11 protein-coding genes and 1 tRNA gene are annotated in these 13,486 nt (G+C 59.8%); 5 read left to right on the forward strand and 7 right to left on the reverse strand.

Annotated features, from left to right (window positions below; translation table 11 throughout):
• The first annotated feature begins 19 nt into the window (after positions 1–19).
• Positions 20–1,060: a DMT family transporter gene (locus FIV35_RS08800; RefSeq protein WP_034138971.1), complete on the forward strand. Its 1,041-nt coding sequence runs from the start codon at positions 20–22 to the stop codon at positions 1,058–1,060.
• Positions 1,061–1,090: 30 nt separating this feature from the next.
• On the opposite strand, the gene FIV35_RS08805 is transcribed toward FIV35_RS08800, so the two are convergent.
• Complete coding sequence (locus FIV35_RS08805; protein WP_034138972.1) at positions 1,091–2,656, reverse strand: sensor domain-containing diguanylate cyclase; 1,566 nt, start codon at positions 2,654–2,656, stop codon at positions 1,091–1,093.
• 282 nt (positions 2,657–2,938) lie between these two features.
• Positions 2,939–3,028 (reverse strand) — tRNA-Ser (locus FIV35_RS08810).
• Positions 3,029–3,348: 320 nt separating this feature from the next.
• Here FIV35_RS08810 and FIV35_RS08815 point away from each other — a divergent pair.
• The 3 genes from FIV35_RS08815 (at position 3,349) to FIV35_RS08825 (ending at position 6,051) form a co-directional block, all read left to right on the forward strand.
• Complete coding sequence (locus FIV35_RS08815) at positions 3,349–4,041, forward strand: crotonase/enoyl-CoA hydratase family protein (protein ID WP_034099749.1); 693 nt, start codon at positions 3,349–3,351, stop codon at positions 4,039–4,041.
• A 211-nt stretch (positions 4,042–4,252) separates the two neighbouring features.
• Positions 4,253–4,975, forward strand: coding sequence for a 1-acylglycerol-3-phosphate O-acyltransferase (locus FIV35_RS08820; protein ID WP_034138973.1), 723 nt, complete (start codon positions 4,253–4,255; stop codon positions 4,973–4,975).
• Between the two features lie 104 nt (positions 4,976–5,079).
• Positions 5,080–6,051: a magnesium and cobalt transport protein CorA gene (locus FIV35_RS08825; protein ID WP_034099751.1), complete on the forward strand. Its 972-nt coding sequence runs from the start codon at positions 5,080–5,082 to the stop codon at positions 6,049–6,051.
• Here FIV35_RS08825 and FIV35_RS08830 read toward each other — a convergent pair.
• The 3 genes from FIV35_RS08830 to FIV35_RS08840 all read right to left on the reverse strand — a co-directional run bounded on the left by FIV35_RS08830 (position 6,029) and on the right by FIV35_RS08840 (position 10,226).
• Complete coding sequence (locus FIV35_RS08830; protein WP_034099752.1) at positions 6,029–6,772, reverse strand: amidotransferase; 744 nt, start codon at positions 6,770–6,772, stop codon at positions 6,029–6,031. The genes FIV35_RS08825 and FIV35_RS08830 overlap by 23 nt on opposite strands.
• Before the next feature lie 84 nt (positions 6,773–6,856).
• On the reverse strand, positions 6,857–9,004 hold the full coding sequence (locus tag FIV35_RS08835; protein ID WP_034138974.1) for a 3-hydroxyacyl-CoA dehydrogenase NAD-binding domain-containing protein: 2,148 nt from the start codon (positions 9,002–9,004) through the stop codon (positions 6,857–6,859).
• 16 nt (positions 9,005–9,020) lie between these two features.
• Complete coding sequence (locus tag FIV35_RS08840) at positions 9,021–10,226, reverse strand: acetyl-CoA C-acetyltransferase (protein ID WP_034138975.1); 1,206 nt, start codon at positions 10,224–10,226, stop codon at positions 9,021–9,023.
• Positions 10,227–10,877: 651 nt separating this feature from the next.
• On the opposite strand from FIV35_RS08840, the gene FIV35_RS08845 reads away from it, so the two are divergent.
• Positions 10,878–11,681: a c-type cytochrome gene (locus FIV35_RS08845; RefSeq protein WP_034139009.1), complete on the forward strand. Its 804-nt coding sequence runs from the start codon at positions 10,878–10,880 to the stop codon at positions 11,679–11,681.
• Between the two features lie 50 nt (positions 11,682–11,731).
• On the opposite strand, the gene FIV35_RS08850 is transcribed toward FIV35_RS08845, so the two are convergent.
• Both FIV35_RS08850 and FIV35_RS08855 read right to left on the reverse strand, forming a co-directional pair.
• The gene (locus tag FIV35_RS08850) at positions 11,732–12,535 is read right to left on the reverse strand and encodes a transglutaminase family protein (RefSeq protein ID WP_034099755.1); all 804 of its coding nucleotides are present in this window, start codon (positions 12,533–12,535) and stop codon (positions 11,732–11,734) included.
• A complete protein-coding gene (locus FIV35_RS08855) occupies positions 12,532–13,482 on the reverse strand; it encodes an alpha-E domain-containing protein (RefSeq protein WP_034138976.1) in 951 nt (316 codons plus the stop codon). The genes FIV35_RS08850 and FIV35_RS08855 overlap by 4 nt, the downstream gene beginning before the upstream one ends.
• Positions 13,483–13,486 lie beyond the last annotated feature (4 nt).

Consider the following 13,486-nt stretch of genomic DNA (forward strand, 5'->3'; position numbering starts at 1 on the left):
GACCCTCCGAGGATGGCCCATGAACCTCAGCATCGTTTATGCCCTCTGCGCCGCCGCCCTGTTCGGCGCCAGCACCCCGCTCGCAAAGCACTTCGGCCTGGGCCTCTCGCCCATTCTGCTGGCCGGCCTGCTATACCTCGGCAGTGGCCTCGGCCTCGGCATGGTGCGCCTGATCCGCGATCGCGGATGGCAACACAGCGGGCTGACACCCCACGAATGGCCCTGGTTGCTCGGCGCCATCCTCTTCGGCGGCATCCTCGGCCCCGTCGCCCTTATGTACGGCCTGACCCGCACCGCCGCCGCAACGGCCTCGTTGATGCTCAACCTGGAATCGGTGCTCACCGCCGTGATCGCCTGGCTGGTGTTCCGAGAAAACGCCGACCGCCGTATCGTCCTGGGGATGATCGCGATCGTGCTGGGCGGCGTGGTGTTGTCATGGTCGGACGGCGCCGGCGCCAGTCACGACTGGACCGGGCCGCTGGCAGTTGCGCTGGCCTGCCTGTGCTGGGGCATCGATAACAACCTGACGCGCAAGGTTTCCGCTTCGGACGCAGTATTTATCGCCGGCATCAAAGGTCTGATCGCCGGGCTGGTGAATACCGGCCTGGCCGTTTACCTCGGCGCGCAATGGCCGGCCACCGCTCAACTGATGCCAATCCTTCTGGTGGGCTTCCTCGGCTACAGCATCAGCCTCGTGCTGTTTGTACTGGCCCTGCGCGGCCTGGGCAGCGCACGCACCGGGGCGTATTTCTCCACCGCCCCTTTTCTCGGCGCCGCCCTGGCGGTACTGGCGATGGGCGAGTCGGTGTCGATCGCGTTCTGGGTGGCCTCGGCGTTAATGGCGGTAGGCGTGTGGCTGCACCTGACCGAACGCCACGCCCATGAACATCAGCACGAAGCCACGGAACACGGGCACCGGCATGTGCATGACGAACATCATCAGCATGAACATGCGTTTGATTGGGACCCCAATGAGCCACACAGCCATGTGCATGTGCACAGCCCGATCAAGCATAGCCACGCGCATTTTCCGGATGTGCATCATCGCCACAGGCATTGAGGGCCCAATGGCGTGACGGCTGGTCGCCGTTCAGTCCGACGAGTGCTCAACCACCACGCAATTGCGTCCACTTTGCTTGGCCTGGTACAACAATTGATCGGCTCTTTCGAGCACGGCTGATATCGACTCGCCATTGGGGCACCAAACGGCCACGCCGAGTGAGACAGTGATATGCCCCACGGTCTCGATGCTGGCAGCCTCGATCGAGGCACGCAGCCGTTCAGCGACGTCGGCCGCTGTGTGCAGCGAACTGCCCGGCAATAACAAGACGAACTCCTCGCCCCCCACCCTGCAAGGCAAGTCGTTGGCACGAGAATTCTGCTGCATGAGTTCCGCAATGGCGCGCAGCGTTTGATCCCCCACGCCGTGGCCGAACGTATCGTTGACGCGCTTGAAATGATCGATGTCGACGGAAACCACGGCAAACGCTTTGCCTGTCTCCTGCCACAACGCCAGCACGTCCTGCATGGCCCGGCGGTTGGCCAGCCCCGTCAGTGCATCCGTATGGGCCTGATGATTGAGCTTGCCGATCTTTTCCTGCAACAGGGTCGCGCCCAGCAACAGCGCTCTGCGGATCTGCCAACTTTCGAAATAACGCGCCGGCACTGCACTGATGCGCGCGTAGCTGTCAGGCATGTCCAGCCGTTTGGCACAGTCGGCCAGCCGCGATAATGGGGCCGAGATCCTTGCGCCCAACCACCAGATCAGAACGATCCCGAACAGCGCCAACGGTGCTATACCTTGAGCGACTTTGGTCATCGTCCGGCGCAGAACTGCCTGGATATTCTCCAAGGGCTGCTGCGAGATCACCCCCCAACCGCTGCTGGGCACCCGAGCGAAACCGGCGAGCATTTCCACATCGTGCTCATCCTTAGCCTGTAAGGTGCCTGAGGCCTCGCGGAGCGATGCGCTGGCGATCAAATCCGTGCCCCTGACACTGCCTATCTGCGCAGGATCGCTGTGATAGAGCACCTGGCGCGCAGCGTCGACCAAGTAGAAATGCGCGCCATCCTTGCGCACATTCGTGTCCATGAGGGATTGAAGAGTATTGCTCTGCTCCAACCGAATAGTGCCGCCGATCAAGCCCAGATACTCTCCGCCCGTGCTGAATGTGGGTTGAGAGATAAACACCACCAAATTGCCGGAGAGGGACCTGAAGGCGTTGCTGATTTTCGGCGTGCGCAGCGTCAAAGGTTCTTTGTGCTGCAACGTGCGGCCATTGAGTTGAAGGTTTTCAGGCGCGGAAGCAATGATGGTACCGTCCGCGCCGGCGACCAGTACGGAGTTGAAACTGGCGTCCTGCTCAAACAAGCGCTTGGCCTCACGGGTCAAAGCACTTTTGTCGCCAAACGCTTTGCCAATACCCGCTGCACCATATTTCAATTTATCGAGATCGGCGTCCAATACCTGCTCGACGCTGCGGGCGATACGGGCGGCATAGTTTTTATTGACGTCCAGCGCCCCTTCAATGAGTTCCTGCTTCTGAATCTTGAACATGACCCAGAAACTGTTGACCAGGGTCGCAACAGCAGAAAGCAATACAAAAATAAGAATCAAACTACGAAGGTTGAGCGTGGGCTTCGGTCGAGTGGTCATCTACACAATCCGGGCAAGGCAGAGGTTGTATAACGAACAAGATAACGTATGAGTCGCCCCGCACATGTAGCCAGACCGATTCGAAGTGAATACCGGCAAGAATGCGGGCATCTCAAGCCGAGCTTGGCGCCCATCAGGCACTTGAGGCATCAAGGGCTTGCGGGATTTGAATGACTGCATGCGAGGGCACGGCGCAGCCTGCCAAGCCCTGTATTTAAGAACGCCAGAAACCACAAACCCCCGGATCTTGTTAAGAAACCGGGGGTTTGTGTTTGCAGAATGTGGCGGTGAAGGAGAGATTCGAACTCTCGATACAATTTCTTGTATACACACTTTCCAGGCGTGCTCCTTAAGCCACTCGGACACTTCACCGTATCTCGCCAAACCAGTTCAGTCTGTCGAGGCGCGCTAATGTAGTCGAAAGCCTTTCTGATGGCAAAGGTTTTTTTCAGAATATTCATGCGGTTAGCCGGTTATGCCTGAGCATGTCCGGCGAGGGGTGGTGATTGTGCCATTCTCAGGCACCGCTGGCGCCTGTCTCAAGGCTTTGTCGCGCCACGCCGCAGGCCGTCTAGGCTTGGGCATGCAGGAAAAGGCTGACTGGGTAGTCAGTCATAGCGCTTTACCGAGCCGGGCGTGGTGGGTAACGTCTGCTGCATTCTTCCATAACAAGCCCTACAAGGAACCGCGTCATGAGTGAGTTGATTGCCTACCACCTCGAAGACGGTATCGCCACCCTGACCTTGAGCAACGGCAAGGTCAACGCCATTTCCCCGGCGGTGGTCAGTGCGTTTAACGAAGCGCTGGACCAGGCCGAGAAGGATCGGGCGGTAGTAGTGATTACCGGCACGCCGGGGATTCTGTCCGGGGGTTACGATTTGAAGGTGATGACCGCCGGCCCCAAAGAAGCAATCGGTCTGGTGACGTCGGGCTCGACATTGGCGCGGCGGCTGTTGTCGCACCCGTTCCCCGTGATTGTGGCGTGCCCTGGGCATGCGGTGGCTAAGGGTGCCTTTCTGTTGTTGTCGGCGGATTATCGGATCGGGGTAGAAGGCCCGTTCAGCATCGGCCTGAACGAAGTGATGATCGGCATGACCATGCACCACGCCGGGATCGAGCTGGCACGGGATCGTCTGCGCAAGTCGGCGTTTCATCGCTCGGTGATCAATGCCGAGATGTTCGACCCTCAGGGTGCATTGCAGGCCGGCTTCCTCGATAAAGTGGTCGCCCCGGAAGAACTGCACGCAGCAGCTCTGGAGGCGGCGCGGCAATTGAAGAAGATCAATATGAACGCCCACAAGCACACCAAATTGAAAGTGCGCAAAGCGCTGCTGGAAGCTCTGGACGAGGCAATCATCCAGGATCAGGGCCATATTCTTAGTTAAGCCCAACCTTGCTTGTGCCAAAGCCCGACCTTGCGCCGGGCTTTTTCTTACAGCCATATCTGAAGAAGCCTCAGTCGCTCTAGCTGGGGGCTCTGGCAAATACCGAAATATGCGCTCAAACATCGCCCATCTCCCACCTCTATAGCGCCAATTGCCGAATACAGTGCACAACCGTACACTGCGCCACCTTTTGTTTCGATAGGCCAGGTGGATGCTTTTTCTGTTACGTATGGTGTTGATGGGCCTGCACTTTATAGTGGCTGGTGTGTTGGGTGTGCTGATTGGCGTTTGCCGTCCGTTCAACCCGGATAACAGTCGCTTGTGCGCCCGCCTCTACGCGGTGCCCGCCATGTGGTTGTTGGGGCTGAATGTGAAAGCCGATGTCGACTCGCTGCGGCATAAGCCGGGCACTTGCGTGATTATCGCCAACCATCAGTCCAACTATGACTTGTTCGTGTTCGGTACCGTGGTGCCCCACCGCACCGTGTGCATCGCCAAGAAGAGCCTCAAGTGGGTGCCGCTGTTCGGCCAGTTGTTCTGGCTGGCGGGCAATGTGTTGATCGACCGCGGCAATGCCCACAAAGCGCGCCGCGCCATGCTCACCACCACCGATACGTTGCAACATAAAGACACCTCGATCTGGGTGTTCCCCGAAGGCACGCGCAACCTGGGCAAGGGTCTGCTGCCATTCAAGAAAGGCGCCTTTCATATGGCCATCGCCGCCGGGGTGCCCATCGTGCAGGTGTGCGTCAGCAATTACGTCACCCATATGCAGCTCAATCGCTGGAACAGCGGTGATGTGCTCATACGCTCGTTGCCTCCAATTCCTACCACCGGCATGACCTCGGACGACCTCCCGGCCTTGATGCAAGCGTGTCAGGCGCAAATGGACACGTGCATCAAGGCCATGGATGCACAGCTCAAGAGGGCCTGATTGCTTTTTCCTTATAGGAGCGAGGGTGCTCGCTCCTACAACGGAACGCCATTCACGCTAAGCTGCCCAACATCTGTCTCCTCTTATAAGAAGTGATCAGCATCATGGGTAGAGTTGTTGCGGCCGCCGTCTACAGCGCCGGAAAGAAAGTCACCGATATCACCCTCGACGAAGGCGCGGCCTGGGCCGCCAAACCCGGGCATTTTGTGTGGATCGGCCTGGAAGAGCCCAACGCCCTGGAATTGGCCAACCTGCAACGCCAGTTCAACCTGCATGAACTGGCCATCGAAGACGCCCTGGAAAAACACAGCCGCCCCAAGCTGGAAACCTTTGGCGACGCGCTGTTTATCGTCACGTATTCGCCGGTGCGCGAGAACGGCAAACTGGTGTTTATCGAAACCCATATCTTCGCCGGCAACGGCTACGTGATTACCGCACGCAACGGTCACTCGGCATCCTACGGTTTTGTACGTCAGCGCTGTGAGGCGCGACCGCTGTTATTGGAGCATGGGGAAGATTTCGTACTCTATGCGCTGCTGGATTTCGTCACGGAAAACTACCAGCCGGTCAGTGAGGCAATCCATGCCGAGATCGATGAGCTGGAGCGCAATGTGCTATGCAGTTCGTTGAGCGAACGCGATATCCAGAACCTCCACAGCCTGCGCCGCGACGTGCTGCGGCTCAAGCGTCATGTGGCGCCAATGGTAGAGATCAGCCAGGAGCTGCAGAAACTGAGCTTTCCGTTTATCGACAAGAACATGCGTCCATATTTCCGCGATGTGCAGATCCACGTCACGCGGCAGATGGAAGACCTCACCACCCTGCGCGACATCGCCAGCCAGACCATTGAAATCGGGGTGTTGCTGGAGGCGTCGCGCCAGAGTGTAGTGCAGCGCAAATTCGCCGCCTGGGCGGCGATCCTGGCGTTCCCCACCGCAGTGGCGGGGATTTATGGGATGAACTTCCAGAACATGCCCGAGCTGCAATGGCACTACGGCTATTTTGCGGTGCTTGGGCTGATCGCGGTGGGGTGCACCAGCCTGTGGGCCAGCTTCAAGCGGTCGGGATGGCTTTAACCTCGGCTTCGGGCTTGTGCGCCACAAAGCGCATCATCCATTCCGCTACGGTGACGCCATGGTGCTCGCGTGCCAGGCTGGCCACACCGTTTGAGTAGACTTTTTCGCCCAAGGTTGTCTGAAGAATCTCCAGCAACTCGCGCGAATAATCCTGAACAAATTCCGGGTGGCCCTGGAAGCACAGTACCTGATCGCCGATGTGGTACGCGGCGAACGGGCAAAACTCGCTGGAGGCAATGACTTTGGCGCCCTCCGGCAAGGTAGTCACCTGGTCCTGATGACTGATCAGCAGCGTCAGTTCAGGCACCTCGGGGCTCATCCACGGCGCCTGGGCATCCAGTGTGTAATCATGAATGCCCATGCCCCAACCTTGAGTAGCGCGCTCGGCTTTACCACCCAGCAACAGCGCCAGCAACTGATGGCCAAAGCAGATGCCCAGCAGTTTATCGCCGCGTTGGTAACGTTCGAGCAAGTAGGTTTTGAGCGTCTGGATCCACGGGTCGGTGCCGAAGGAGTCTGCCTTGCTGCCGGTGACCAGGTAGGCGTCAAACTGCTCATCGTCCGGCGGGTACTCCCCGTTCACCACGTTGTACACCACAAACTCGGCAGGGATCGGCTGCTTGGCGAACAGGCGCTTGAACATCTGCCCGTAACCTTGGTACTGATCGATCAAGCCTGGACGCAGGATATCGGTTTCCAGGATGCAGACGCGTAGCGACATAAAAAATACCTGACACGGCGATGGGAATATCGAACACCTCAAGCCTGCCTGCAAACCTACCTGCAAAGCAAGCCCCCGCCACACCTATACGAAACTCTCCCCTCGCGCGGCTTTTTGCAATAACAGTGCCGGCGGCGTAAACCGCTCGCCGTACTGTTCGGCCAAATAACGGGCGCGAGCGATAAAGTCGTTCAGGCCGTATTGATTGATAAATTGCAATGCGCCGCCACTCCAAGCCGCAAAACCGATGCCGAAGATCGAGCCCACGTTGGCGTCCGCCGTGGACATCAACACCCCCTCCTCCACACAGCGCACGGTTTCGACGGCTTGGATAAACAGCAAGCGGTCGCGCACGTCCTGCGCCGAGATCCGTTGTTCGGGCCGCTCGAAGCGCTGTTTCAGCTCTGGCCACAGGTATTTCTGCCCGCCACTGGGGTACTCATAAAAACCGCCGCCAGCTGCTTTGCCCAGCCGTTTGAATTCATTGACGAGCCGCTCGATCACCGCCGTGGCTGGATGAGCCTGCACCGCCTGACCTTCGGCCTGCAGATCCTTGGCAGTTTGCTGTCGGATATGGCTCATCAGGCTGAGTGAGACTTCATCGGACACCGCCAGCGGCCCTACCGGCATCCCGGCCTTGCGCGCCTCAGTCTCGATCAACGGCGCGGCCACGCCCTCGCCAAGCATGGCGATACCTTCATTGGTGAAGGTGGCGAACACCCGTGAGGTGAAGAAACCACGGCTGTCGTTGACCACGATGGGGGTTTTCTTGATCTGCAGTACGAAATCAAAACCACGGGCCAGGGTTTCGTCTGAGGTATGTGCACCCTTGATGATTTCCACCAAGGCCATCTTGTCCACCGGGCTGAAGAAATGCAGACCAATAAATTTGGCGGGGTCCGGCACCGCCGTGGCCAGGCCGGTGATGGGCAAGGTGGACGTATTGGACGCGATCACCGCATCGGCACCCACCACGCGCTGGGCGGCGGCCGACACCTTGGCCTTGAGTTCACGGTCTTCGAACACTGCTTCGATGATCAGGTCACAGCCGGCCAGGTCGCTGTCGTCCTGGGTGGGAAAAATTCGCGCGAGGATGCTTTCGCGCTGTTCAGCGCTCACTTGCCCACGGCCAAGCTTTTTGTCCAGCAGCGCCGTCGCGTGCGCTTTACCCCTCTCGGCCGCCGCCAGGTTGATGTCTTTGAGCACCACGTCGATTCCCGCACAGGCGCTGACATAAGCGATGCCCGCCCCCATCATGCCCGCGCCGAGCACACCGAGCTTGCGTGTCACATAAGGTGCAATACCTGCGGGGCGCGAACGTCCGGCATTGATGTCATTGAGCTGGAACCAAAAGGTGCCGATCATGTTCTTGGCCACTTGTCCGGTGACCAATTCGGTGAAATAGCGGGTTTCGATCAGATGAGCCGTGTCGACGTCTACCTGAGCGCCTTCCACAGCGGCGCAGAGGATTTTCTCCGGCGCCGGGAAACAGCCCTGGGTTTTGCTGCGCAGGATCGACGGCGCAATCGCCAGCATCTGCGCGACCTTGGGGTGCGACGGCGTGCCGCCGGGGATCTGATAACCCTTGTTGTCCCAGGGTTGTCTGGCCTCGGGATTGGCAAGAATCCAGGCGCGGGCCTGGGCCAGCATCGCGTCGCGGTCCGTGGCCAGCCCATGGATCAAACCGGCTTGCAATGCTTGTTGCGGGCGTACTTTTTTACCTTCGAGCAAATACGGCAGGGCTTTTTCCAAGCCCAATAAACGCACCATACGCACCACGCCCCCGCCGCCGGGCAACAGACCCAAGGTGACTTCCGGCAACCCCAATTGCACCGATGGCTCGTCCAGCGCGATACGGTAATGGCAGGCCAGGCAAATCTCCCAGCCACCGCCCAGCGCCGCACCATTGATGGCGGCCACCACCGGCCTGCCAAGGGCCTCCAGGCGACGTAACTGCGCCTTGAGCACTCGCACGCCGTCGTAGAACGCCTTGGCACCAGCCTTGTCGACGGCGATCAACTCGTTGAGGTCTCCACCGGCGAAAAAAGTCTTCTTGGCCGACGTGATAACCACACCGGCGATGTGGTCCTTTTCCTCTTCAAGACGTGCGACGGTGGCGGCCATGGCCTCGCGGTATACGGCATTCATGGTGTTGGCACTCTGGCCAGGCAGGTCAAGGGTCAGCACCACGATCTGGTCCTGGCCTTTTTCGTAACGAATGGCATCGGTCATAACTAATTCCTTGGGCTCAGAGACGTTCGATCACAGTGGCGATGCCCATGCCACCGCCGACACACAGGGTGGCCAGGCCATAGCGCAGCTGGCGTGCCTCTAATTCGTCGAGCAAAGTACCGAGAATCGCACAGCCGGTGGCGCCCAACGGGTGGCCCATGGCAATCGAGCCGCCATTGACGTTGACCCGCGCGGGGTCGATGCCCATGTCCTTGATGAACTTGAGCACCACCGAGGCGAAGGCTTCATTGACTTCGAACAAGTCGATGTCTTCCACGCGCAAACCAGCCTTGACCAAGGCTTTGCGGGTGGCCGGCGCCGGGCCAGTGAGCATGATGGTGGGGTCGGTGCTGGTCACCGCCGTGGCGACAATCCGCGCCCGTGGGTGCAAGCCCAGCTCACGGCCCTTGGCCTCTGAGCCGATCAGCATCAATGCGGCACCGTCGACGATGCCGGAACTGTTGCCCGGTGTGTGCACATGCTGGATCCGCTCCACATGGCTGTAGACCCGCAACGCGGTGGCGTCGAAGCCCATCTGCCCGATCATCTCGAAACTGGGCTTGAGCTGGCCGAGCCCTTGGAGGGTGGAGTCGGCGCGGATAAATTCGTCGTGATCCAGCAGCACAATGCCATTTTGGTCCTGCACTGCGATCAACGACTTATTGAAGGAACCGTCCGCACGGGCCCTGGCTGCTTTCTGTTGGGATTGTAAGGCAAAGGTATCGACGTCCTCGCGGGTGAAACCTTCCAAGGTTGCGATCAAGTCCGCGCCAATACCCTGGGGGGTGAAATGGCTGTGCAGATTGGTCTGCGGGTCCAGAACCCAGGCGCCGCCGTCGCTGCCCATGGGCACACGGGACATGGACTCGACGCCGCCCACCACCACCAAGTCTTCAAAGCCGGAGCGCACTTTCATCGCGCCCAGGTTGACCGCCTCCAGGCCCGAGGCGCAGAAGCGGTTGATCTGCACGCCGGCGACGCTGATGGCCCAGTCGGCGACCAGTGCGGCAGTCTTGGCGATATCCGCGCCTTGGTCGCCAATTGGGGTGACGCAGCCGAGCACGATGTCATCCACCTGCTGGGTGTCGAGGTCGTTGCGTTGCGCGAGCGCCGTAAGCAACCCGGCGGCCAGGTTGACCGGTTTGACACTGTGCAAGGCACCGTCGGCCTTGCCCTTGCCCCTGGGTGTGCGTATGGCATCAAAGATCAAAGCTTGGGTCATGACGTCCTCGAACCGCGTGCGTGTGTGCCCTTACCTTAAGCCCGATTGACACGGTTTCAATGACGGATGCGCTCATTGCCTTTGACCCTCATGCTCGGACGAACGGTAGGTGCCTAAGCTAATTGCCGGATTAATCGTTTTAGCTGTCTAGCCAAGGCATTGGCGCCAAGATGGCGTTATGCCTCATGTCGTTTTAAGCGCGAATTCGTATTAGCTGATACGAAATGGATCTAAGCCACGAAGAACGAGGGCTCTAAGGTTCAATCAGTAAGACGTTGCTGCCGGGTTTTGCCGGAGCGGCTGTAAGAAAAGCGACACGTCATAGCGCCATACTGGACGACCACGGCACGCATTTGACGCTCAGGAATAACAACAAAAGGCAGTCAGCCATGTTCAAGCATTCGAAAGTACGTCAGGCGGGACTTATTCTCTTCGCCACCACATTGATACTGATCCTACCCAACCTCACCAAGGTGATTGGGTGACCCTTCAGCCCCCGAATTCTGGGCATTTATCGCATCAGGATTGCAGCTTTTGGCAGCACCTGCCGGGACTTCGCCGTGCGCGATCCTGTGGCAGGGGCTGTCTTTTTACCCGCGTTTTTCCGGTATCGTGAGCGCTTTCGCCACGTCTTATTACCGGGCCTTCCTCTTGAAACCGATCTTCGCCCTACTCCTCGTGCTGTTTGCCCTGCCGGTCACGGCGGCGTCCCTGACCATCGAACTCGACCACACCAGCAAGACCTGGCAGAGCGCCGACCTGCTCAAGCATCCGGCTGCGCAAACAGTGCGTATCGTTGATGACGTTTCCTACAAGCGCACCATGACGTATCGCGCAGTGCCGCTGGCGCTACTCCTGCCGGGTCTTAAGCCGGAACACCATGTGCAAGCCGTTGCACTGGATGGCTTCGCCGCCGAGCTGAGCGCTGGCCCACTGCTGCAAACCCACGGTGCCCGCGCCTGGCTGGCCGTGGAAGACCCCGCGCAGCCATGGCCGGCACTGGCCGGCGGCAAGCCTAGCGCAGGTCCGTTCTATCTGGTGTGGACCGACCCACAGGCCGGGCCTATCAGCCCCGAACAGTGGCCATTCCAGATTTCCAGCATCAAACAGTTGAAAACCGTGGCGGAGCGCTTTCCCGCCCTCCTCCCCGACCCGAAACTCGCAGCCGACGACCGGATCAATCAGGGTTTTGCACTGTTTCAGAAAAACTGCCTGGCGTGCCATCGCCTCAATGGCGCGGGGGATGCGCAGGTGGGACCGGACCTGAATATTCCCTACAACCCTACGGAATATTTCGCCGCCGATTTCCTCAAGCGCTACATCCGTGATCCGCAAAGCCTGCGGCATTGGCCACAGGCAAAAATGCCCGCGTTCACCGCCAGCGTGTTGCCGGACCATGAACTGGACCTGCTGGTGGGCTATCTGAAGCACATGGCGGGGCGTAAGCAGCCGTAAAGCTCAGCGCTCACCTTCGTTTGGCGGGTGAGCTTCACGGTAGAGGCTGGTTATTGCTGCTGGACTGAAATGACCGGCATCGGCGCCACGGAAACTTTGGCGTGCATCTGTTCATGCCCGCCACCCCGGCGCATGCCGCGTACCGGGCAGGCATCGAGATAATCCAGGCCCACGGCCAGTTTCAAGTGGCGTTCCGGACGTGCCAGACGGTTGGTCACGTCGAAGCTGTACCAGGCGTCGTCCAGCCAGGCTTCGGCCCAGGCGTGGCTGGCCAAGTGAGTACTGTCTTCGCTGTACAAATACCCCGACACATATCGCGCAGGAATCCCCAGGCTGCGCGCGCAAGCCAGGAACACATGGGCATGGTCCTGGCATACCCCCGCACGGCCAGCGAAAGCATGAGCGGCGCAGGTGTCGACTTCAGTGGCGCCGGGCGTGTAGACCATGGTTTCGTTGAGTGCGTGCATCAAATCAATCAGGGCGCTGCGGTCGCGCCGTTGGCCGCACTGCTGCTGGGCGAACCCGCGCAGGGCTTCATCGGCCTCGGTCAGGCGAGTGCCGCGCAGGAATGGGTAGGCCGACTGTTGCTCGTGCTCGGCCTCGCGCAACTCATCGATATCCACCTGACCACGGGCGCCGATGATGATGGCGTCGTGGGGCTCATCCAGGGTCAGCACATGCAGGATATTGCCGAACGGGTCGACCTGCGCGCGCACCGGGCGCGGCAGATCCAGTTGCCAGCTGAGCACATGCTGGCGCTCGCTGTCGTGGGGCGTGAGGCGCAGGTACTGGATGCTGGCGCGCACCTGGTCTTCATAGTGGTAGGTGGTTTCGTGGCTGATGGAAAGTCTCATGCCGCCTCCAAGTAGGAATGGTAGATGGCATCGCCCAATTGGCGGACCAGGGGGATAAAGTCGGTCAGCCAGGCATGCAGGCCTTCTTCAAGGATTTCATCGATGGCGGTGAAGCGCAGGCGCGCATCCACCTCGGCGGCCAGGCGCTGCGCCGGGCGGCCATTGAGGCCCGGCAGGCTGGCGAGGATTTGGTCGATCTCTTCGCTGCACGCACGCAGCGAGCGCGGTACATCGGCGCGCAACAGCAGCAACTGCGCCACTTGCCGGGCACCGGGGGCGTCGCGATAGATTTCGGTGTAAGCCTCGAACGAGGACAAAGCACGCAGCAACGCGCTCCACTGGTAGTAGGCGTGAGCCGTGCCATCGGTGACGGCGTCGGCGTGGTCGCCGGCCATTTCATAGCGCGCATCCAATAGACGAAGCGTGTTGTCGGCGCGCTCGATAAAGGTCCCCAAGCGAATGAAACGAAATGCGTCATTACGCATGATGGTGCCGTAGGTCGCGCCACGGAACAGGTGGGAGCGCTCCTTGACCCACTCGCAGAAACGGCTCATGCCATAACGGCTCAGGCCTTGCTGGGCGATATCGCGAATGTCCAGCCAAGTGGCATTGATGTTTTCCCACATGTCTGCGGTGATTCGCCCACGCACCGCATGGGCGCTGGCCCGCGCTGCGCCCAGGCAACTGTAGATACTGGCGGAGTTTGCCGCGTCCAGGGCAAAAAAGTGCAGCAGGCGCTCGGCGTGCAACTCTCCGTGGCGCTCGTGGTAATCCTCCAGGGTGCCGGTGATCAACAACGGCATCGCCAGTTCATGCAGGCCATCGCCGCGTCCGTCCTGGGGCATCAGTGACAGCGAATAACTCACGTCGAGCATGCGCGCGAGGTTTTCCGCACGCTCCAGGTAGCGCGACATCCAATACAGATCCGAAGCAGTTCGACTCAACATGGCA

The organism is Pseudomonas rhodesiae (assembly GCF_007858255.1).
GTDB lineage: Bacteria > Pseudomonadota > Gammaproteobacteria > Pseudomonadales > Pseudomonadaceae > Aquipseudomonas > Aquipseudomonas rhodesiae.

What these genes read in the sequence shown, in the direction of transcription:
- FIV35_RS08800 (WP_034138971.1), top strand. Translation starts at nt 20, where the DNA reads ATGAACCTCAGCATCGTTTATGCCCTCTGCGCCGCCGCCCTGTTCGGC.
- FIV35_RS08805 (WP_034138972.1), bottom strand. Translation starts at nt 2,656, where the DNA reads ATGACCACTCGACCGAAGCCCACGCTCAACCTTCGTAGTTTGATTCTT.
- FIV35_RS08815 (WP_034099749.1), top strand. Translation starts at nt 3,349, where the DNA reads ATGAGTGAGTTGATTGCCTACCACCTCGAAGACGGTATCGCCACCCTG.
- FIV35_RS08820 (WP_034138973.1), top strand. Translation starts at nt 4,253, where the DNA reads ATGCTTTTTCTGTTACGTATGGTGTTGATGGGCCTGCACTTTATAGTG.
- FIV35_RS08825 (WP_034099751.1), top strand. Translation starts at nt 5,080, where the DNA reads ATGGGTAGAGTTGTTGCGGCCGCCGTCTACAGCGCCGGAAAGAAAGTC.
- FIV35_RS08830 (WP_034099752.1), bottom strand. Translation starts at nt 6,772, where the DNA reads ATGTCGCTACGCGTCTGCATCCTGGAAACCGATATCCTGCGTCCAGGC.
- FIV35_RS08835 (WP_034138974.1), bottom strand. Translation starts at nt 9,004, where the DNA reads ATGACCGATGCCATTCGTTACGAAAAAGGCCAGGACCAGATCGTGGTG.
- FIV35_RS08840 (WP_034138975.1), bottom strand. Translation starts at nt 10,226, where the DNA reads ATGACCCAAGCTTTGATCTTTGATGCCATACGCACACCCAGGGGCAAG.
- FIV35_RS08850 (WP_034099755.1), bottom strand. Translation starts at nt 12,535, where the DNA reads ATGAGACTTTCCATCAGCCACGAAACCACCTACCACTATGAAGACCAG.
- FIV35_RS08855 (WP_034138976.1), bottom strand. Translation starts at nt 13,482, where the DNA reads ATGTTGAGTCGAACTGCTTCGGATCTGTATTGGATGTCGCGCTACCTG.